Source organism: Paenibacillus sp. Negev47, from assembly GCF_058313655.1.
In genome coordinates this window covers 155,024-176,667 of record NZ_CM177754.1, presented here as the reverse complement: position 1 = coordinate 176,667, position 21,644 = coordinate 155,024, and the positions used below count along the sequence as shown (strand labels likewise).

The 21,644-nt window shown below is 47.9% G+C and carries 18 protein-coding genes; all 18 read right to left on the bottom strand.

Annotation, left to right across the window (positions count from 1 at the left end; translation table 11 throughout):
* Positions 1-90: 90 nt before the first annotated feature.
* Positions 91-1,122: an AI-2E family transporter gene (locus tag AC4G47_RS00860; protein ID WP_482072063.1), complete on the bottom strand. Its 1,032-nt coding sequence runs from the start codon at positions 1,120-1,122 to the stop codon at positions 91-93.
* A 162-nt stretch (positions 1,123-1,284) separates the two neighbouring features.
* The gene (gene trxB, locus AC4G47_RS00855) at positions 1,285-2,244 is read right to left on the bottom strand and encodes a thioredoxin-disulfide reductase (protein ID WP_145326394.1); all 960 of its coding nucleotides are present in this window, start codon (positions 2,242-2,244) and stop codon (positions 1,285-1,287) included.
* A 175-nt stretch (positions 2,245-2,419) separates the two neighbouring features.
* Positions 2,420-4,153, bottom strand: a complete 1,734-nt coding sequence (locus AC4G47_RS00850) for a tetratricopeptide repeat protein (protein WP_491104341.1) — start codon at positions 4,151-4,153, stop codon at positions 2,420-2,422.
* A 258-nt stretch (positions 4,154-4,411) separates the two neighbouring features.
* Positions 4,412-6,163, bottom strand: a complete 1,752-nt coding sequence (locus AC4G47_RS00845; protein ID WP_491104340.1) for a hypothetical protein — start codon at positions 6,161-6,163, stop codon at positions 4,412-4,414.
* 238 nt (positions 6,164-6,401) lie between these two features.
* Positions 6,402-7,346: a sugar phosphate isomerase/epimerase family protein gene (locus AC4G47_RS00840; RefSeq protein ID WP_491104339.1), complete on the bottom strand. Its 945-nt coding sequence runs from the start codon at positions 7,344-7,346 to the stop codon at positions 6,402-6,404.
* A gap of 50 nt (positions 7,347-7,396) precedes the next feature.
* Positions 7,397-8,269: a carbohydrate ABC transporter permease gene (locus AC4G47_RS00835; RefSeq protein ID WP_491104338.1), complete on the bottom strand. Its 873-nt coding sequence runs from the start codon at positions 8,267-8,269 to the stop codon at positions 7,397-7,399.
* 70 nt (positions 8,270-8,339) lie between these two features.
* Positions 8,340-9,239: an ABC transporter permease gene (locus AC4G47_RS00830; RefSeq protein ID WP_062837760.1), complete on the bottom strand. Its 900-nt coding sequence runs from the start codon at positions 9,237-9,239 to the stop codon at positions 8,340-8,342.
* Between the two features lie 130 nt (positions 9,240-9,369).
* Positions 9,370-10,956 carry an extracellular solute-binding protein gene (locus tag AC4G47_RS00825; protein ID WP_491104337.1) on the bottom strand — a complete coding sequence of 529 codons (1,587 nt, stop codon included), beginning with the start codon at positions 10,954-10,956 and terminating at the stop codon, positions 9,370-9,372.
* Positions 10,957-11,395: 439 nt separating this feature from the next.
* Complete coding sequence (locus AC4G47_RS00820; protein WP_491104336.1) at positions 11,396-13,654, bottom strand: helix-turn-helix domain-containing protein; 2,259 nt, start codon at positions 13,652-13,654, stop codon at positions 11,396-11,398.
* A 252-nt stretch (positions 13,655-13,906) separates the two neighbouring features.
* Positions 13,907-14,854: a ribose-phosphate diphosphokinase gene (locus AC4G47_RS00815; RefSeq protein ID WP_253504789.1), complete on the bottom strand. Its 948-nt coding sequence runs from the start codon at positions 14,852-14,854 to the stop codon at positions 13,907-13,909.
* An 80-nt stretch (positions 14,855-14,934) separates the two neighbouring features.
* Entirely contained in the window at positions 14,935-15,759 is an 825-nt protein-coding gene (hisJ, locus tag AC4G47_RS00810; protein WP_458124871.1) for a histidinol-phosphatase HisJ, read from the bottom strand.
* 12 nt (positions 15,760-15,771) lie between these two features.
* Positions 15,772-16,491, bottom strand: a complete 720-nt coding sequence (gene hisIE / locus AC4G47_RS00805) for a bifunctional phosphoribosyl-AMP cyclohydrolase/phosphoribosyl-ATP diphosphatase HisIE (protein ID WP_491106614.1) — start codon at positions 16,489-16,491, stop codon at positions 15,772-15,774.
* Position 16,492: 1 nt separating this feature from the next.
* A complete protein-coding gene (hisF, locus tag AC4G47_RS00800) occupies positions 16,493-17,254 on the bottom strand; it encodes an imidazole glycerol phosphate synthase subunit HisF (RefSeq protein WP_491104334.1) in 762 nt (253 codons plus the stop codon).
* A 30-nt stretch (positions 17,255-17,284) separates the two neighbouring features.
* Positions 17,285-18,019: a 1-(5-phosphoribosyl)-5-[(5-phosphoribosylamino)methylideneamino]imidazole-4-carboxamide isomerase gene (gene hisA, locus AC4G47_RS00795; protein WP_340965429.1), complete on the bottom strand. Its 735-nt coding sequence runs from the start codon at positions 18,017-18,019 to the stop codon at positions 17,285-17,287.
* Between the two features lie 294 nt (positions 18,020-18,313).
* A complete protein-coding gene (hisH, locus tag AC4G47_RS00790; RefSeq protein ID WP_491104333.1) occupies positions 18,314-18,940 on the bottom strand; it encodes an imidazole glycerol phosphate synthase subunit HisH in 627 nt (208 codons plus the stop codon).
* 3 nt (positions 18,941-18,943) lie between these two features.
* A complete protein-coding gene (gene hisB / locus AC4G47_RS00785) occupies positions 18,944-19,573 on the bottom strand; it encodes an imidazoleglycerol-phosphate dehydratase HisB (protein WP_491104332.1) in 630 nt (209 codons plus the stop codon).
* Positions 19,566-20,870 (bottom strand): histidinol dehydrogenase, encoded by a 1,305-nt coding sequence (gene hisD / locus AC4G47_RS00780; RefSeq protein ID WP_491104331.1) that lies wholly within the window; start codon positions 20,868-20,870, stop codon positions 19,566-19,568. The genes hisB and hisD overlap by 8 nt, the downstream gene beginning before the upstream one ends.
* A 114-nt stretch (positions 20,871-20,984) precedes the next feature.
* Positions 20,985-21,644, bottom strand: a complete 660-nt coding sequence (gene hisG / locus AC4G47_RS00775; RefSeq protein ID WP_091012003.1) for an ATP phosphoribosyltransferase — start codon at positions 21,642-21,644, stop codon at positions 20,985-20,987.

The window sequence follows — 21,644 nt, the reverse complement described above, 5'->3', positions numbered from 1 at the left end:
CAAAAGCGCCCTCCACAGATGGAAGACGCCCTACTTTTTCGAAATATCTGAAGTTGTTCAATTGGATTGAACTCGGTCGATCTTCTTACGTTATAACTTCGTTTCCACACGTACCGGCTCTTCTGTCTTCTCCATCTTGTTCACATCCAGAATATCGAGCAGGAAGACGAAGATTGGAATACCAATGATCAGTCCCCAGATTCCCAAGAAGTGTTGCGACAGAATCAGTACAATAAAGGTGTAGAACATCGGCAATTTGGTCTTGTGTGCCATGAGCTTCGGATTCAGGAAGTAAGTCTCCAGCGCATGAATGATAATAATCATGATGATCACGATAATACTCAGTTTCAGTCCACCCATCTGATACCCAATCAGACAGAGCGGTACCAGAGAGATGATCACCCCTGCCACAGGCACCAAACTTAACATAAATACGAGAATGGTCAATGCGAACAAATACGGATATCCAAGAATCCATAGCCCCAGCATCGTCAGCACCGTATTGAATACAGCAATCAGCAATTGTGCCTCAATGACTTTACCGAAAGAAGAAACGAATTTATCGCCCAAGTAAGCAACTTCCGTATAAAACCATCCGATTTTGCTTGTTTTGAACTTGGACGTGAATTTGGATATCTCCTGCTTCTGCAACAAGAAGAACAGACTCAGAATGATAACGAGCAGTATAAACTCCAACCATTTGCTCAATGCGAAAATATATTTCAATGCATCATTGGTATAATTTTTGATATCGAAGGATTGAAGGTAACCCGCAATCTTGGATGCAAAATTATCACCATCTGCACTGTCCAGAAATTTCATAATCTCGTTCGTCAACTGAACGACCTGATCCACAATCCGCGGTGAATATCTGGATATACCAAGTACAATCACTGCGATAACGATCATATAGAGCAGGATGACCACAACTTTATAATTGACTGGAAATAGCCGATTCAGACCACCTGTAATGAAATGCTGTAGCCTGTTCATGACATACGTCACCAGGAACAACAGCAGAATCATGTGAAGCATACTCCCCATACTGAACAAAATTAAACAGAATAAGAGCAGAATCAAAAACCGTCTCACTGTTGCATTTTGTAACCAATCTTTTATCATTTCCCCCAAAATCTTCACCTCACAGCTAATATGCCCCATATGTATACGAACTCATGCCCACTTTAGTTTCAAAAAAAGAGAAGCCTTCCGGCTTCTCTCATTTCATGAGACTTCCCGTTGTCTCTTATTCCTAGCCTATGCCTAACCTCACGGATGTCATGCTTATTTATCCAACGTTTCGCTCCAGTCATGCACAATGCTTCCTTCAAGGAATTTCTCGCAATCCATCGCAGCCATACAACCTGATCCGGCTGCCGTAATGGCCTGACGATACTTCGTATCCTGAACATCACCGCAGGCAAATACACCCGGAATATTGGTCTCCGTTGTTCCCGGTTTAACCACAACATAGCCATGTTCGTCCAGTGTGATCGCATTACCCAGGAATCCGGTATTTGGCGTGTGACCAATGGCAACGAATACGCCATCCGCTTCAAGCAACTCTTCTTGCCCCGTCTCATTGTTGCGTACCTTCAGCCCTTTGACGCCCATCGCTTCAGGTACAACCTCAAGTGGAGTACGGTTCAGCGCCCACTTCACCTTCTCATTACTGCGAGCCCGATCCTGCATAATCTTGGATGCACGCAATTCATCACGGCGGTGAACCAATGTGACGTCCGTTGCAAAACGAGTCAGGAAGCTCGCTTCCTCCATTGCGGAGTCACCACCGCCCACAACCACGATCTTTTTGCCGCGGAAGAAGAAACCGTCACATGTTGCACATGTACTTACACCACGTCCCACATTTTCCTGCTCGCCCGGAATACCGAGGTAACGAGCAGAAGCACCTGTGGAGATAATAATCGATTCAGCTTCCAATTCGCCGATTCCGCCAACCTTGATCTTGAAAGGCTGTTTACTGAAATCAACTTCTTCCACCCAACCGTTTTTGAATTCCGCTCCAAAACGTTCTGCTTGCTTACGCATATTGTCCATCAATTCAGGACCCATGATACCTTGCGGGAAACCAGGAAAATTCTCAACTTCCGTTGTCGTCGTCAATTGACCACCCGGCTGAAGACCTTCGATAACCAGTGGGTTCAGATTAGCACGAGCCAGATATATCGCTGCTGTCAGACCCGCAGGTCCCGTTCCGATCACAATCGTTCTGTATTTAGACATATAGATACAGCCTCCTTGATAAGGTGAATGTGTGTTGTACTAGCGATGAACTTGCCAAGATGATATCCTACAGGCGTTTACGAGGCCCATTCGTTAAGTTTACCCGTTTTCCCGGTTGTTGTATCCTTCACCTTATGATGTCTTTCTGAAAACGAGTTGAAGCGCACCGAACTTTCTATACAAGTGGCGGGTTACTGTTGCACACGCGATGAATCTGTTTGGCATATTTGCTAACCGTTGATGCCGATATCCCGTACCGTTCAGCTATGCTTTGATAGGTAACGGGTCGACTGTGATTCTTTGCAGCCAAATATTCTAGTCCCGCAGCCCAGCCCTCAATTTGCTTCGTACCCGGAACCTCGGGATGTACCCGGGATACATAATCCGTCCAGATCCGTTCCATCTCATGCTGCAACTCGGCCTTTGCCTCAGACATTTGCAGTGCACGATCAACAACCGCTTGCCAATGGGCAGTCGAGTGAGATTCCGTTTGCTCTGATGTGGATTGAGCTTTCCCAATGGACTTCAAGGCTACAGGAGACAGGGGCCGAACCACCTGAGTATTCCGATCCTCGTGTTCAGCCGATTTCAATCCATTCAGCACAACTCTTGCTGCCTCAAGCAAATCTGGTTCTTCTCCTGGCTCTTCAATGAAAGATTGTAGCGCCTGCTGTACCTCATAATCGCCGATCATTCCAAGCGCATGAATAACCTGCAGCTTCGTTGCCCGATCACCATGACGCAAAGCCCAGAAGAACGATGAACGAATCAGTGGATCATTCTTCATTTCTTCAGGTATGCCATTACCATAGTTCTCCCACTGTCTGAACTGCTCATCAAATGGCAGATGATAGTGATAACTCAACTTCTCAGGCTCTTGCTCGCCTTGCCGAACAGCCTCAAGACCTGACAGATAGTATCGAGATACTTCCGAACCCGGATCAAGCTTGGACACAAGATGCCATAGACGCTCGGCAGCATCATAACGCTCTGTATTATAAGCTGCTACTGCTGCATAGTGAGCAAGTGCCGGATCACCAGCCGTCTCTTCATCCTTGAGCAAACGCCGAAAATGAACATAGGCCGTATCGTGCTGACCCAAAATTCCCATCGTTGTAGCCAGTTTGTAGACTTGTTCGTGCTGGAATGGCACGATGACACGCAATTTTTTGATCAGAAGCAGGACTTGATCAGCCCGGTTCTCATTTTGATGGAAAATAGCGAGATTGCAAAGTGCATGCAGATTCCCTGGTTCCTGTTCAAGCACTTCTGCAATAGTCTCTTTTGCTTTGGGGAACAGCCCCATATAATAGTAGGCGAGTGCCAGATTGTTACGGGCAGCCAGGTAATCAGGATAATCCGATGACATGCCTTCGAGCAGCTCAGCAGCCTGTGCAAATTTTCCTTCTTCCAACAGTTCCCGTGCCTGATCGTGTTCCACTACACCTTTGCGCGATTTGATTCGATTCAGTTTGGCCGGACGATCCAGCTCATAGTACAGAAGCTCCATCATCTCTTCAGCTTCCGTCATGAACTGACCCTGGGTGTCCTCCTCCAAGTAGGTAACAAGTGCTTGCTCGGCTTCCTCAAACCGATCCATATTTGCATAATTGTTCGCCATATAGAAATAACATTCCGTCATCGACGGATCTACCGCTTCCAGCACGTTAGCCAAAATGGCATTGGAGGCTTCGTAATCCCCCTTCTCCGATAATATACCCGCCATATTACAATGATTCACCGGATTTTCCGGTTCGTATTCAACAGCTTTGCGAAAATATTTTAATGCCTTGTCGACATGATTACGGTCCAGCGAGCGGACAGCTCTTTCAAAGAAGAAAGAAGCATCCAAGTGAATCGGTATAATATTGGCAAGGTGTCCCTCAGCCCGCACTAGCTTGCCCTTCATCTCCAAGGCACCTCCTCTTTGCATTTCATTCATACTCTTCAGTATACCACATCTTAAGGCCCACATCTCAATATGTAGTTTCATGTCGTTTATGAAAAAAATGCAAATAAAGATGACATTCCATCATGCACGGATGAAATGCCATCTTTATTTTTTGCCAACAGATAATACTCAGGTAACTACATCAATCGAAACTGCATTAGATCAACTAAAATGATAGACCTTGTTTAACATGCGAAGAAAGGAGTCTCAAGAGCTTTAATTCTTCAACGCCATCGAAGGAGAAAATGAAATATGAATGGTTTTATCAAACGGTGTCATGAAATTGACCAGCACAACCTTACACTTGTCCGGCAGCTTTGCCTCCCGCACCGTTGCTGCCAGATGACCCAACTCGCCTCCTGTAATCTCTAGCCAGTCTTCTCCGCAGGTATACCGCAATGTACCGCCTTTCCACAAGTAGTGGCCCTCACTCGTTTCAATCGCGTCCTCGCAGGTCAGCTCACCTTCGCTTCCGAATACAAAGGACAGCTGCATCATAATGTCCTCCGGTTCCTTCCCTGAGAGATGCATGGTCCATCCGTTTTCGGTTGGCTGCAACTCTGCCCCTACATGGAACGTCTGTTCATGGGTGAGCTGACGGCTCTGATGAGGTAGCAAGTACCATGGACTGATGGCTGATGCGGCCGATTCCGGCAACAGATTCGCAGGAACTGGGTCGTAGTAGCCTTTTTTCTGCTCGCCCGTCAGTCGATACCCTTCGGACAGCCTTGTCATTTGCTGCATAGGTACATACCCTGGATTAAAATAAGAGGCCAGTTGAACAGCCAACAAGCGCACCTTGCCATGACGAAGAGCGAAGAAGGAAGGAACTTCTGTCATCACAGTCACACTCGTATCGCCATCCCGAATTCGGGCTACGGGAGCACCAAAGTCCGTATGCATCCGGCTGTGCGAGATATGTCCGTGATGCCCTACTGCGTCCATCTGCTCCAGATATTCTCCCCGCACAAAATGTTCATTCAGCATGACCTCATACTGTTCCGGTAATGCATCAGGTGTGTTATTTGTCTGCTGAAGCTCCGGCTCAAGCATTAATCGAATGAGCGTATTCACTGAGCATACACCCGGATCTGTCAATGTATCTCCCGCCCAGGACGCCATGCCAGCAAAGAGTGGATCGCCATCCAGCCGCGCCAGAATGGCATACGGCAGATAATAAGGTGACAGATCATGAACACTGCCCAGATCCTGTCGCCCTGAATAGTCCGTAACAATCTCGCCCGTAGGATGCACAAGGTGCACCATCATGCGAAGATTGAGCCTCACCGGTTCAAGCAGTTCAGGACGATTGAGCAGGCGCGCGGCATGAATTAACATGATGTCGCTAACGGCGCTGTATATGCCATTGCTCCGTTCCGTCCACTCCCCATCGGGTGTAATATCCATCCCTTCATCCATCCACTGCTCTGCGCGCCGCACAGCTTCCTCCAGATCAAATAGTTCATGCAGGAAACCGAGCGCCGCGCATAGCACCCAGCGATGATTGGGCGTATGACAGCCTCCCGTAAGCATGGTTGGGATTGTCCGTTCCAGAAACAGCCTCATATTGTCCAATACAGGTTGCAGCGGCTCCCATTCCTGTTGCAGAAGAAGCTGATACAACTGCGAATACCCTACAACGACAAATGCAGTATCCGGAGGAGAATGGTAGTTGGTCCAGCCAGGCGATATTGAACCGTCTTCATGCTGGAAGCGAAGTACATATTCCGTAGCTAATAGCAGTCGATTTAACAACGCCTCATCCTGGTAATATACGGAGTCCGGATTGGAGATCGCTGCTCCCCAGTAACACATATCCGTGGGCGTTCCTGTCGTGTGGTTGACCCAGGCAACACCTGTGAAGGGATCAATTGTCCCTCCATAGTAACGGCTTTCCGGATCAAGCATCTGCCGAGATATGCCTCTTTCTACCGCTCTGTCATTACTGTCCACCAGTTGTTTGTACATGTGCAGTCCCTCCATACCAATGCATTCTCCCGATGTGAAAAGTATGCTGCTTCCGCTCATACCGCCCGTAACGTGAGTTCATTTTTCCTCGTCAGTATATATCATATTTCTACAAAATCGCTAGAAATCCGTTCTTGTTCAACCACATTTTTATGTGGTTTTCATCACCGAGAAAACAGCCGTTGAACCACAAGCTTTGAACACGCAGAATGTTCCTAATATCACGACTCCTATTCTGCTAATCTGCCACTCCAAGCTTCTTCATAAGCAAGTCATGACTCTCGTGGATCTCTTCTGGCTTACAGGCAGACTTCAACTCGTATACCTTCACCTGTGCCCGGAGAATCATCGGCAGATAGGCATCATAGAAGTTCACGTCCTTACTGTGTACATAAGGGCACCAGTGGTCAGAGAGGCCCAGTGTCTCATGGATATGAACACCTACGATATCATTCATCAGGTCCTGCATTTCACCTACACTGTCGTAAAGGCCCATTCGGTCCATCATAATGGCATGACCCGTATCGTACCAGATACCAACCGGAGCCCCTTTGAGGGCAGCGATGATGGTCTTGGCTTCGGCAAGGGTAGGAATCTGTTGTGGTCTGGATCTCGTCTCGATTCCGAAACGAACATCCAGACCTTTAGCTGCTGCCCGATTGCATACCTCATCCAGACTGGCAATAATTTTCTCCACATACCCTGAACTGAGGGCTTCCCGCCGCTCCATCAATTCAGCCCATTTGCTGCGATACTTCGGTGAATCCGGACCTTCCTCGTGATAGAGCTTTCCAAGATCTTTGCTGATATCCTCAGGAAAAGGTACTTCCCCAGGGTGTACGACGACAGCTTTAGCCCCATAACGATGGGCATATTCTGCCGACTCAACAAGTAACTCTATTGCCCGCTGACGTTTAACCTCATCCTCGAATCCAAGCAGGACGGAATCCGTACCATAATCGGGATCAGGGTCATGTGGAAACGGGACACTGGAGATACCGATGTCTCCGCGTTCAATCATGGGCTCAATCGTCGTGAGCATTTCCTTCGTTACGTTATAATTGAGCTCAACCTGGCGAAAGCCAAGTTCGGCAATCTCCCGAATCATGGTTTCCCCGACATCATGTTTTCGGATATTCCAGCATGTGGAGAACGAATATATACCCTTATCTATGTGCTGCATCTGTTTTCCTCCTCCTTCCCATTGGCTGGAGCTTACCCAGCTTTTTTATATCAACCTTTTACCGCGCCAAGCATGGCACCGCTGACAAAATACTTTTGCAGCCACGGATAGACAAGCAGAATGGGTACGGTTGCGAATACAACTGTTGCTGCCTTGAGACTTTCCGGAGTCAGTGGTGTGCGGTTAGCACCTTCCATCAGCGTAAGTTCACTCACCATGTTGTTTTGTACCATTTGGAAGAGCTTGAGCTGTAGCGGGTACAGATTCGGATCATTAATATACAAGAGAGAATCCTGGAATCCATTCCAGCGTCCAACTGCATAGAACAGGGCTAATGTAGCCATTACAGGCATGGATAGTGGAAGTATGATTTTGAATAGTGTGTGTACATGTGAGCTGCCGTCGATTTCTGCTGATTCTTCCAGACTTTCAGGAATGCCTCTGAAAAATGAGATCAGGATAATCAGGTTAAATGGACTAACCAGTCCCGGTAAGATCAGTGCCCAGACTGAATTAAGCATATTGAGATCACGAATGAGCAAATACTCGGGAATCATCCCGCCACTGAAGAACATCGTAATGATGATGACATACATGAAGAGCTTGCGCCCTTTCAATTTTTTCTTGGTCAGTGGGTAGGCAGCAGCAAGTGTGAATAACATGCACAACACTGTGGTTGCCACTGTCAGAACAGTCGTAAAGCCCAGTGAATATAGCATGGATTGATCAGAGAATACTTGAATATACGCATCCCAGTTAAATTCTTTAGGAAAAATGGTCACTTCTCCCGAAGTAATAGCCCGGTTAGAACTTAGAGATATCGCAATGGTGTGCAAAAATGGAGCCAGACAGAATATAACAAACAAACTGATAAAGGAGATATTAACGATATCAAAAATCCGATTTGAGGTGCGTTCACTCATATGCGCACAGCTCCTTTACTGATGGTCTATACATACAAGCCGATTGGCGTATCTTTCATGCTTCGATAACTTATAAAATACCTTCGCCGGTTGCCTTCTTTGAAATATAGTTTGAACCAAGTACAAAGATTAGCCCCACCACAGCCTGGAATAGCCCTACGACAGTTGCAAGCGTGTATTGTCCTGATTCAAGACCAACTCTGTATACAAAGGTACTAAGTACATCTGAATATTCACGTACCGCTGTGTTACCGATAATATAAGGCCGATCAAAACCGATGCTGACCATATGTCCGAGATTAAGAATGAGCAAGGTCACAATGGTTGGTTTGATACTTGGCAGCGTTATATGCCAGATTCTCTTCAGCCGCGATGCTCCATCGATCTCAGCCGCTTCGAACAATTCCTTGTTGACGCCGGTTAATGCGGCCAGATATAGAATGGTTCCCCATCCTGCACTTTGCCAGACACCTGTGAATAGGTACGTCACAAGCCATGGATTTTTCTCTGTCAAAAATGGTATTGAATTTAAGCCCATACTCTCCAGTACACCGTTAACCATACCGGATTGATTGCCGAACAATTGGTATACAATCCCCCCGATGATAACCCAGGAGATAAAGTGAGGAATGTACAGAATCGTTTGCGATATTTTTTTGAACCATTTGAATCGAACTTCATAGAGCATGATGGCCAATATAATTGGAGCAGGGAACGAAACAAGCAGGTCGAGGAAATTTAGCATGAAAGTGTTTCGCAATGTGGTGTAGAAGTCCCGCATTCCAAAAACCTCACGAAAAGCATCGAAACCGATCCACTCACTGCCGTTGATTCCCTGAAACAGGTTAAAGTCCTTAAAGGCAATCTGTACCCCGTACATTGGTCCGTAACGAAAGATCAAAAAGTAGATGAGAGGCAGGGAAATCAGTGCGTACAATTGCCAATACCTTTTCAAGTATGTGATGGTCAAGTCGGTTTCCTCCTATCAACAAAGAAACGGTTGTGCCGCCAAAGCAGGCGGCACACGTCCCTTCAAAGTTATGCGGTAAATTACATATTGATTTAGTAATCACAAGATGAACCTGTTTATTTGATAACGCTTACTGAAGTGCTGCTTCAAGCTCTTTCTTCAGTTCTGTGCCACCCAGTGACATGAAATCATTCATTTCTTTTTCATATACCGCTTCGAAGTCTGCCGGTTTAGCCATCGCAGTTTTCACAATAAGCACTTTCAACTTATCATTTAGCGCTGTACCATATTTAGATTCTGCTTCAATTGGTTTGCTGAAGATAACCGGGCCGATCGTATCCGTATTAGCGATATCAATGGACTGTCTCATCAGCTCTTGGTTACGTTCTGGGAAGCCTGCAATCCATGCGGCTTCATTGGCTGCCTGATCTCCAACTACTTTACCGTTGGCAATAATGGCCATGTCACCACCGTTGTAGAGACGATCTTTGACATCCTGTGGTGCATCATCTTTAACAACTGGAACACCATCAACCATATCGTAATTTTCACCTTCGACACCGGTGTTCATCTCCAGCAGGTTCGTTCCAGAAGCCATCCAGTCTAGGTATTTCACTGCTTCAACCGAACGTTTGCTGCTTTTTGGAATCATGATGTACATACCGTTGCTACCATAACGTGATTTGATGTGTTTGTTGTCCTCATTCGGGTTGGTGTAAGCGTCAACTGCTACAACTTTGCTATCCGGTACATTTTTGTACAAATTATCAAGCATACCCTCTGCATATAGAATCTGACCTACGTCCTCAGACATGTATCCAATATTACCGTTCTGGAAGTCTTTGACCAATTGTGTTTTTTCTTCATCAAGACTGAAGTCTTTGCTGATCAGGCCTTCATTGTAAAGCTTGTTAAGGAACTGCATCGCATCTTTGAAGCCATCATGTAATGGTAGCTCGTAACGCTGACTGTACGTAAGCCCATCTTGTACGGGTTTAATAAAGGAGTAAATCAATGTTTCGTACTGCGCTGGGGCAAGTGCCATACCCATTGGGATGTTTTTGCTGCCCAGATTGCCCGGATCTTTCTCTTTGAATGCCTTCAACGTTTCGTACAGCTCATCCGTTGTTGTTGGAGCATTCATGCCGACTTTATCGAGCCAATCCTGGCGGATATATGAGTTGTAACGAGCCGTAATGGCACGTTTACCGGGAATAGCGAATTGCTGGCCTTCAAGCTGACCGAATTTCAACAGGTCTTCGCCGAGATATTCTTTTAAGTTAGGTGCATGTTCATTAAGAAGTTCACCTACGTCAGTTAGACCACCTTGCTGAGCATAACGGTAGAACACACTGGAGTCGTATACAAACACAATATCTGGAACGTCGCTGGGGCTGGCCATTAACACGTTGAGCTTGGTTGTTTCTTCTGAACGTTGAACAGGTACGAATTGCACATCAATGTTATTCGGATCGCCGAATTTCTCTTGAACAAATTTAGTTAAGTAGTTGTTCGTGATCGTATGTGGCGAAGGACTATTACCGCGATCAAATACCTCCACCTTTAAAGTAACGCGCTCGCCATTGCCTGATGTTCCACCTTCAGCTGATTCTTCTGATGCTGATGAGCATCCCGCAAGTAAAGAAACGCCCATTACCATCGTAAGCGCCAAACCCATCCATTTCTTCAGACTCCCCTTGGTTGCTTTTCTTGTCATTTTGTCATCCCCTTTGGCTTTGCGTGAATGTTTAATGCTTGCCCAGAGTATTTCACATTTTTCCAACCCTCTGCAATAAACCAGTTTCGGAAGCGCTTTCAAACGGATTATGGTTTATACACTATGCCCATTTTCGCACACTGACTATTTTCCGGAACCCGCGCTATCTCAGGCATTAACAGCAATATGTCTCCTAAGATGCCGGCTTGCCTGACCGATTGCAGATAAACCGTTTTCACATACTGCCTATAATCGCAAAACGCAATAATTAAGGCATATCTCCATAATCCCCTGCGAGAGTAGATAAATGCGATTTTAGTTTAACGTCCGATCAACAGAAAAGGGTGAACTCCTGCCTCCCTCCTCTCCGAACGAAAAGGGAATGCAAGAAATTCACCCTATGCTTCCATTTCTGATGTATGAACATCAGATGCTCGTGCTACTCTTCGGGTTCTCGATGTTCACGTTTCAAACGACGATAATCTCCTGGTGTAATCCCCGTTACCCGCTTAAATACACGCCCCAAAGTAATCCCGTTGGCATACCCTACCTTCAGGGCAATGTCCTGTAATGAATGATCCGTTTTTATAAGCAACTGTTCCGTTTCCTTCATGCGAAGCTCTGTAACAAAATCAACAAACTTCATGTTGAATTCTGTCTTGAACAAATAACTCGCATGTTTGCCCGTAATCTGGAATCGATCACTCAAATGTTTTAATGAAAGATCCGGATTTGCGAACTGCTCTTCAATATAATTTTTCATTTCGTTAACCATTGCCTTGTAACTCTTGGTTTCGGTTACCGCTACATAAGTTCTGAACAGATCCGTCAGATTATCGAACAGAAGACCTTTGACATCTTGGAGCGTCTCTGCTTCTTCCATCAACTGTAGCCACTTGTTAATATTCTCTTCTGACAGTGCTTCCTGCAGCTCTTCCGACATCATGGCCACTTCTCTGCTGAGCATCTGTAGCATCGCCTGGATCAGGGAATGAATCTCATCATCCGGCAGCTTATTTTGTTCAAACGCTGTAAATATTTCCTCCAGTTGATCACGCCACTGGGTGCTGGACATCCGGAACCGTTTCACGAAGTCGGCGATCATCTGCAGATACGTGTAGGTATCCAGCAATGGATGCTGGTGTTCTCCACACTCCGCCTGACCCACATCCCCGTTCATTAACAGTTTACGTTGCATCACTGCCTCAGCCGCCGCATAGGAATTCCGAATCGAACCTATACCGTCAGAAATTGGCCCAATGCCAAAGCGTAAGGAAATACGCAGGTTTTGTTCAACCCATGATTTACATTCCTCCGCCACAACGCGAATCTGTCCGGCCATATCCTTGTTATCCCGCTGTTCTTTAAACACAAAGAGGATTGCGATACGATCTGCACTGATCCATTCTGTCCAGCACTGTACCCCAGTATTGCGGGATAGCTCTTGCAGAACATTCATTAGGGCAAATTTCAAAGTGTTCTGCTCGCCTCTTGTATACCTCTCCTGAAATCCCTTCTCATAGCGGTCAATCTCACCAACCACAACAATAAAACGTGATGTGTCATGTACCTCATCCAGCGGAGATAACTCCCTTAGCTGTTCTGCAGCATGATCCGTATGTTCCCCATGCAGCAAAGCATTAAACAGCTTACTTCGTTGCATAAGTACATTTTCTCTACTCTTCTTATCATAATCCATCATATGATTGATCAGATTCTCAAGCACACCATCAATCATCTTCATCTCATCGGTACGAACACCGGAATGTTCGAACGCCCGAATCTGATGTGATTCGATCCGGTTCATGATGATCTGAATAGGCTTGTAGTTACGACGAGTAATATACACGATATAGACGATCGCACAGAGGACAGTCACAATGGCAATGATTACCCACACATAGGACACAACAGATACCCAGCCAAACAGGTTCCCTACCTTGATTCCGCTCGATAATGTCCAACCCAGTCTTTCCAGGGGTAAGTTATTCAGCTCTTTTCCATCTACTGAACCCTCCCCATCAGAATGTGCGTTATACACCACTTGGCCATCGCGATCCGTAATTGTCAGAAATGACAGTTGCCCATTGACCATACTGTCTACACTTTGCTCGATGCTACTCATCTTGATGTTAATGACCAGGGTACCTTGGGATCCAAAAGGTAAAGGCATATCTTTATTTATGGTTAACACCCGGATAGGGGTACGTTGTACGGATTCAGCATCGAATTCCCGAACGGGCTGCCAGCCCGAGCCATTTGACCCGTTGGCCATTTGATCAATCCACGCCTTATCAGAGAAACTCTCCACTTCTCTGGACCCACTTACCGTCAAAACATGTTGATTTCTCTTGTCATATAAATAGATGGATTGAATCCATGAGGAAGAATTGGTCATCTCACGCAAACTCTGTGCAATGGTATACACGTTATCGGAGCTGGTCTGGCTTGTATTATTAAAATAATGTTTATAGGCCTGTTGACTCTGCACCGTTTCCAGGATGGATAGTTCAATATCTCTGATCGTGCGATCTACCGTGTCCAAAAGATAACTGGAGGAAATGCGGTCTGCTTTTCGGGTTTCCTCTCTGGAGATATCATTAATAAATACAAACGCGATAAAAATGAGTATGGTCACGGTAAGAAAAAAAATCGGAAAATACGAAAAAAGTAACCGATAATACCAATTACGAGACAATAGACCCCACTCCTCACTCCACGATGCCAATATTCATCAGCCGTGGTTCTACTGTTCAGTCACACCTCTGGGATGAACCCCCTATATGATAACGCTATCATAACTAATTTTATGTTATTATAGCACAAGCCTCCGAGCAGTAATGCAAGAATTGAATTCCTAGAGTCAAAACAAAAAAACCGTGCTGAGCAGGCAAGCAACTCAGACACGGAACAGCTAATCAAGCTTAGCAACATTTAATACCTCGATGCGCTAAATACCAGAATCCTTAAACAATGTAGCCATGGAACCACCATCCACAATAATGCGTACGGCGCGGGCCAGCATTGGCGCAACAGGTAACACTTTGAAGCATTCAGGGTGGTCATCTGGCAGTGCGATCGAGTCCGTAACCACCACCTCTTCAATAGACGGGTGATTCAATTTACTCACTGCCCCATCCGAGAACAATCCGTGTGTTGCACATACATATACATTTTTGGACCCACGTTCCTTCAACCCTTCCACGACATTCAAAATAGTCGTTCCGGTATCGATTAGATCCTCAATAATAATAGGTGTCCGGCCTTCGACATCACCAATGACATGGGTGATCACCGATTCATTATGGCTTGGCCGTTTCTTGATCATAATGGCAAATGGAGAATCCAGACGATTCGCCAGCTTCTCTGCCATTGATGCTCGTCCCGCATCTGGGGAAACCACGACAGGGTTCTCAATACCTTTACTTAACAGATAATCACTAATTAGATCCAGCGATGTCATATGGTCAACCGGGATGTTGAAGAATCCCTGAATGGCCGCTGCGTGCAGATCGATCGTTACCACACGATTGGCCCCAGCTGTCGTTAATACATCCGCTACCATCTTAGCCGAGATCGGCTCCCGAGGAGCAGATTTACGCTCTTGACGAGCATAGCCATAATAAGGAACAATGATGTTCACTGTACGTGCAGAAGCCCTCTTCGCGGCATCAATCATCACAAGCAGTTCAACAAACAGCTCATTGATCGGATGAGACAACGACTGTATCAGAAACACATCGCAATTACGGATCGTTTCTTCATAATGAACGTATATTTCTCCGCTCTTGAACCGGGACAGCTTGATCTTGCCCAGTTGTACTCCCAGCTTGTCACATACCTGTTCTGCCAGCTTAGGGTTCGATGAACCGGAAAAAATACGTAACGAATGCTGCATAATGCCCTCCCGAGGGTTGAAGCCCCTATATAATCCCTTATCTAAAAGGTTATTTCCTACCCTCATTATACTCCACTGGCTTATACATTTAAAGGAATGAACGAGCGATGACGGCCTTCGAAAACAGCGACCTCCGTACAGCCCAGCTCATGCAAGAGAGCCTCCGCTTCAGGCAAGTAATCCCCCAGCTTCAGTGGGTCATGTGCATCAGAGCCCATGGTTAATGGAATACCCAAGCGAATAGCTTCCGTTAGCATCCTGCGACTAGGGAACATCTCTGCACACGGTTTCGATAACCCGGAAGCATTCAGCTCCATGGCGCAGCCACTTTTTGCAATAGCCTGCAGCGCTGCATTCTCCAGTGAGATACGTTCTTCTGTTTGCTCTGCTGAAGGAACAAAGCCGAAGCGTTTAATGACATCCGTATGGCCCATAATATCGTACATGCCCGTGGCAGCTGCCTTGCTTACGGCATCGTAGTACTGACGATATACTTCAAGTACGTCTTTGCCTTCCCAATGATGGGTCTGGCGGAAGTCCGTAATGTCCCATTCCCCGAGGAAATGAACAGAGCCTATCACATAGTCCCATGGATAACGCTCGATAATCGCACGGATCTCTGTTTCCCAGCCTTCAATGTAGTCACCTTCCAGACCAACGCGCACGTCAATCTGCCCACGGTAACGTTCTTTCAAGGAGAAGCACTCTTCCACGTAACGCGGCAGTTCATCCATAGGCATCGCCATTTCCGGATAATATTGAGCCGGATCCACATGCAACAAGGGCATGTGATCGGACAATCCAATCTGGGATAGCCCGATCTCCACACCGCGTTGCACGTATTCCTCCAGTTTGCCGACGGCATGTCCACACCGCTCATGGTGTGTGTGATAGTCTATACGCACGATACTCGCCTCCTAATCGCGGCGAGGCCGTTCATGACGGCGGCTCAGCTCTGACATAATGTCGTCCAGCGGCAGCTTGCGCTCTTGTAACAGGACGAGCAGATGATACATCAGGTCACTGACTTCCAGGCGAAGCTCGTCATTATCTTTATTTTTGGCGGCGATGATCGTCTCGGACGCTTCTTCACCGATTTTTTTCAGGATTTTATCTACACCTTTATCGAACAAATACGTTGTATAAGCACCCTCAGGGCGCTCACGTTCACGCTCTGAGATAACGGATTCCAGTTCAGCCAATACCTCAAAGCGACTTTCGGAACTGGAGTTTGCAGCATTCGCACCGGTCCCATCCGAAGCCTTGTCCGCCGATTTCTCTGGCAAACCAATGATCTCATTATGGAAACAAGTTACCGCACCTGTATGGCAAGCAGGACCATTTGGTTTGACCTCAACCAACAAGGTGTCGCCGTCACAATCATATTTCAGGGAAGTAATCGTCTGCACGTTGCCAGATGTTGCACCTTTATGCCACAACTCCTGACGCGAGCGTGACCAGAACCAGGTCTCACCGGATTCCAGCGACAACTTCAGGGATTCGCGATTCATATAAGCCATCATTAAGACTTTCCGTGTATCCACATCCTGCACAATTGCAGGAACCAAACCGTCACTCCAACGAATGTGTTCCACAACCTGTTCCAAGGACAGCTGTTCCTTGATTTCATCGCTCACTTTAGTCACGGATCTCCACCCCTTGTTCTCTCAAATGTTGTTTTAGCGCCGGTACGGCGACTTCTTTGTAATGGAAAATCGTTGCGGCCAGACCCGCATCCGCTTTGCCTGTGGTGAATACATCATAGAAATGAGATTCCTTGCCCGCACCGCCCGATGCGATGACCGGAATACGCACAGATTCAGATACCGCTGCCGTCAGTTTCAGATCAAAACCGTCTTTCGTTCCGTCCGCGTCCATACTGGTTAGCAGAATCTCTCCCGCGCCTAATGCCTCAGCTTGCTTAACCCATTCCAGTGCCTTGATTCCGGAAGGTTTCCGTCCACCGTGCGTGTAGACCTCCCACTCACCCCAAGCCTCGTTATACTTGGCATCGATCGCTACCACGATACATTGCGATCCGAAGCGACGTGCGCCATCGGCAATCAACTGTGGATTAAGTACCGCCGCTGTATTCACTGCAATCTTGTCGGCACCTGCACGGAGAATACGCTTCATATCCTCCACCTTGGAGATGCCACCGCCTACCGTAAAAGGAATAGCGATCTCGCCTGCCGTCTGCCGTACAACTTCTTCCATCGTTTCACGACCTTCTACCGAAGCGGAGATATCGAGAAACACCAATTCGTCCGCGCCCTCGCGGTCATATAGCGCCGCCAGCTCTACCGGATCACCCGCATCGCGGAGATTAACGAAATTGACGCCTTTGACGACCCGGCCGTCCTTCACGTCCAGACAGGGGATGATTCTTTTTGCCAGCATGCTACCTCTTCCTCTCTACCCGAATATCCTTTACTTGTTTACCGCACGTACCGCTTCAGACAGATCGATGCTTCCAGTATACAGCGCTTTGCCCACGATTGCTCCGCCAACACCATCATCGGCATGACGACTCAGACGAAGCAGATCATCCATTACACTCACACCACCGGAAGCAATAACCGTCCGTCCGCTCGCCTTGGCAAGCGATACAATCGCTTCTACGTTAGGACCCTGCATCATGCCATCACGGGATATATCCGTAAAGATAAACGTTTCTGCCCCGTATGCGGCCAGTTCCTTCGCGAGTACCTCTGCCTGTACTTCAGATGTTTCAAGCCATCCGCGGGTTGCCACGTAACCATTACGTGCATCGATACCAATGGCCACTTTGTCCCCGTAACGTCCCAGCACTTCCTCTGTAAAAGTACGATCCTCAATCGCTGCTGTCCCGATGATCAGTCGACTAACACCCAGACCCAGCAAACGCTCAACGTCCGCTACCGTACGAAGTCCGCCACCAACCTGAACGGGTACGTTCACAGCCGAGGCAATCCGTCCGATCAGTTCATCATTAACGGGATGCCCCGCTTTGGCACCATCCAGATCCACCAGATGGACGTATGTACCGCCTTGCTTCTCCCAGGATAGAGCCACTTGAACCGGGTCATCATTATACACGGTCTCCTGATTATAATCTCCCTGCACCAGTCTTACACATTTGCCGTCCCGGATATCAATCGCCGGATATAGGATAAAAGATGACATACAAGGCCTCCTGAATATTGATTAGATTTGTACGCTTATTGCAAACTGACGATATGAATTCTATCGGTACGCTGGATTTCGTGCCTACGTGTTTAACTCCAGATATTTTATAAATTAGAAGAGACGAGCAATGCTCACATACCGGGTATGCTATGTTTAACACTCCGTAGCAGTGTATCACTCCGTCTCGGATCATATGAATTATACTCAGATCACACCTGTTTCTCTGGACTTGCGTAGACTATGTGTTCGCTCTCTTGCACCAGTCCTATTGTCCACGGATTCCAGAGACATTTACCTTTGTACAGGCGCTCCTGTCAGAGCCAGAAAGTTACCAAGCAGCTTCATGCCAAGTTCACCACTTTTCTCCGGGTGGAATTGCATACCGAAGTTGGATCCTCTGCCTACAATGGCTGTAACCGGATGTCCGTAATCCGTCACCGCCAGCAGATCGTCCCTATTTTCAGTAAGTGCATGATAGGAATGGACAAAATAAACGTGACCTGCCTCAAGTCCCATAAATAGCGGGTTTTCGGCATGTAGGAATTCTAAACGGTTCCAGCCCATATGAGGAACTTTCAGTTCTCCTGGTGCGAAACGCACCACTTTACCTGGCAGAATATCCAGTCCCACATGCTCGCCATGTTCTTCACTCGAGCTGAACAACAGCTGCATGCCCAGACAGATACCGAGCAGTGGCTTGGATCCGGCAGCAGCTTCCTTCACCACCGTATCTAGTCCACTCTCCCGCAGATGAACCATCGCATCACCAAAAGCACCTACGCCTGGCAGAATGACACCATCTGCGCTAAGAATCTCTTCCCGGTCACCCGTGACCAGCGCGTCGTAGCCAAGACGTTCGACCGCTTTGCCGACGCTGTGCAGGTTCCCCATACCGTAATCGACAATTGCAATCGCCATCGTCTACAGCACTCCCTTCGTGGAAGGCACACCCGTTACACGTGGATCAATCATCGTTGCTTCATCCAGTGCACGTCCCAATGCCTTAAAGATCGCTTCAATCATGTGGTGAGTGTTCTGGCCATAATGTACAATGACATGCAACGTAATCCGAGCTTCCAGCGCCAATTTCCACAGGAATTCATGGACCAACTCCGTGGAGAAACTGCCTACCTGTTGGGAAGGGTATTCTGCACGGTATTCAAAGTGAGGTCGGTTGCTCACATCGATAATGACCTGAGCGAGTGCCTCATCCATCGGTACAAAAACACTGGCGTAGCGCTTGATCCCGCGTTTGTCACCCAAAGCTTCACGCAACGTCTGCCCCAGACAGATGCCGATGTCTTCAACTGTGTGGTGATCATCGATGTCGATATCTCCGCGAGCCTGCACGTTCAGGTCGAATTGACCGTGCTTCGTGAACAGATCCAGCATATGGTTCAAGAAGGGCACATCCGTTTCAATCGTGGATTGTCCCGTTCCATCTACAGCAAAAGCCAATTGGATATTGGTCTCGTTTGTTTTGCGATCAACCTCTGCTTGGCGCACCGCACCTTTGTTTCCAAGTTCCACACCATTATTTTGCTTATCCATTGTCTGATTCCGCCTTTCCTTCCTGTTCTAACCGTACAGCGATTGCACGGGCATGTCCCTCAAGACCCTCATGGCGGGCCAACTCTATGATAGCCGCTCCGTTCTGCAGCAGCGCTTCTTTACTATAATAGATCAGACTCGACTTCTTGATAAAATCATCCACATCCACCGGTGAACTGAACCGCGCAGTTCCATTGGTCGGAATAATATGATTCGGTCCGGCAAAATAATCCCCTACCGGCTCCGAACTGTACGGGCCGAGGAAAATCGCGCCGGCATTTTCGATCCGGCCAGCGTAAGCCATTGGCTCCTGCACCATGATCTCCAGATGCTCCGGTGCGAGCCGGTTCACCACATCGATTCCCTCATCGATGGAATCGACTACTATAATCGCGCCATACTGCTCCACGGAAGCAGCAGCGATATCCCGCCGCGGCAGCACAGCAAGCTGGCGCTGCACTTCGCCCTGCACGGCTTCCGCCAGCGAGGCCGAATTGGTGACGAGAATGGCCGATGCCATCTCGTCATGTTCCGCCTGCGACAACAGGTCTGCGGCGACATACACCGGATTCGCCGTATCATCGGCGAGCACCACAATCTCACTCGGCCCGGCGATACTGTCGATATCGACCGCACCGTACACCTCGCGCTTCGCGAGCGCCACGTAGATATTGCCCGGTCCACAGATCTTGTCGACCGGGGCAATGCTTTCCGTGCCGTAAGCCAGGGCGGCGATGGCCTGAGCGCCGCCAACCCGGTACATCTCGCTCACGCCTGCTTCCGCAGCAGCAACGAGAATGTACGGGTCAATACCTTCGCCGCCGTTCGTAGACGGCGGCGTCACGAGAACAATCTCCGGCACGCCTGCCACCTGTGCCGGAATCACATTCATCAGCACAGACGATGGATACGCTGCTTTGCCGCCAGGTACATAGACACCGACCCGCTTCAGCGGTCGGATGACCTGGCCCAGCAGACTGCCGTCCGGCTGCCAATCCATCCAAGAATTGCGTTTCTGCTTCTCGTGAAACGCACGAATGTTGGCGGCAGCTTGGCGAATCGCCGTCACAAAGGATGGCTCCACAGCTGCATAAGCCGCCTGCAGCTCTTCCTGCGGTACGCGTAGCTCCGCTGCCGTCAGCTTCGTGCGATCCAGCTGCTCCGTGTAACGCAGCAGGGCCGTATCTCCCTCCCGGCGAATGTCGCTGACAATGCGCCGTACCGTTTCATTTTGCTCCGGCGTACCATACTCTACTTCCCGCTTCAGATCAAACTCCCGTGCAGGTACAATTTTCATGCGTACAACCTCCTTATCCCCTGTAATGCCTGCCTATTTATGCCGATTCGTTTCTATGTTGTGCCTCTTACCTTTGCTTTACATGTTTCTCATCTATATTTCCGACGCATTAGTTTATCCCCGAAGACTTCCCGCCGAAATCTCATTCGAAGCCGGAATGACCTGCTGAAGTGCATCACACAAAGCCTGGATTCGTGCATTTTTCATCCGATAACTTACCCGATTGGCGATAAGACGGCTCGTGATATCCAGAATGCCTGTCATCTCCACAAGTCCGTTCTCGCGCAGCGTCTGACCTGTCTCCACCAGATCGACAATCCGGTCTGCCAGACCAATCAGGGGTGCAAGCTCAATGGAACCATTCAGCTTGATCACCTCGACCTGTTGCCCCTGCTCCCGGAAATACTGCGAAGCAATCCTTGGATACTTCGTTGCAACACGTTGCTGGATGCCTGGCTTCCAGTCGGGAAGTCCGATCACAGACATACGGCACTGGGCGATTCCCAGATTCAACAGTTCGTACACATCCCGATCTTCCTCCAGCAGCACGTCTTTACCAACAATTCCGATATCGGCAACACCGTACTCCACATACGTTGGAACATCCACGGGCTTCGCCATGATGAATTCCATTCCCGCTTCCGGTACTTCAATGACCAGTCTGCGTGTATCGTCCACGTCTTCTGGAATATCCAGTCCCGCTTCACGGAACAATTTGGAGGCTTTTTTATAGATTCGTCCCTTCGGCATGGCCACCTTCAGAATATCCGACAT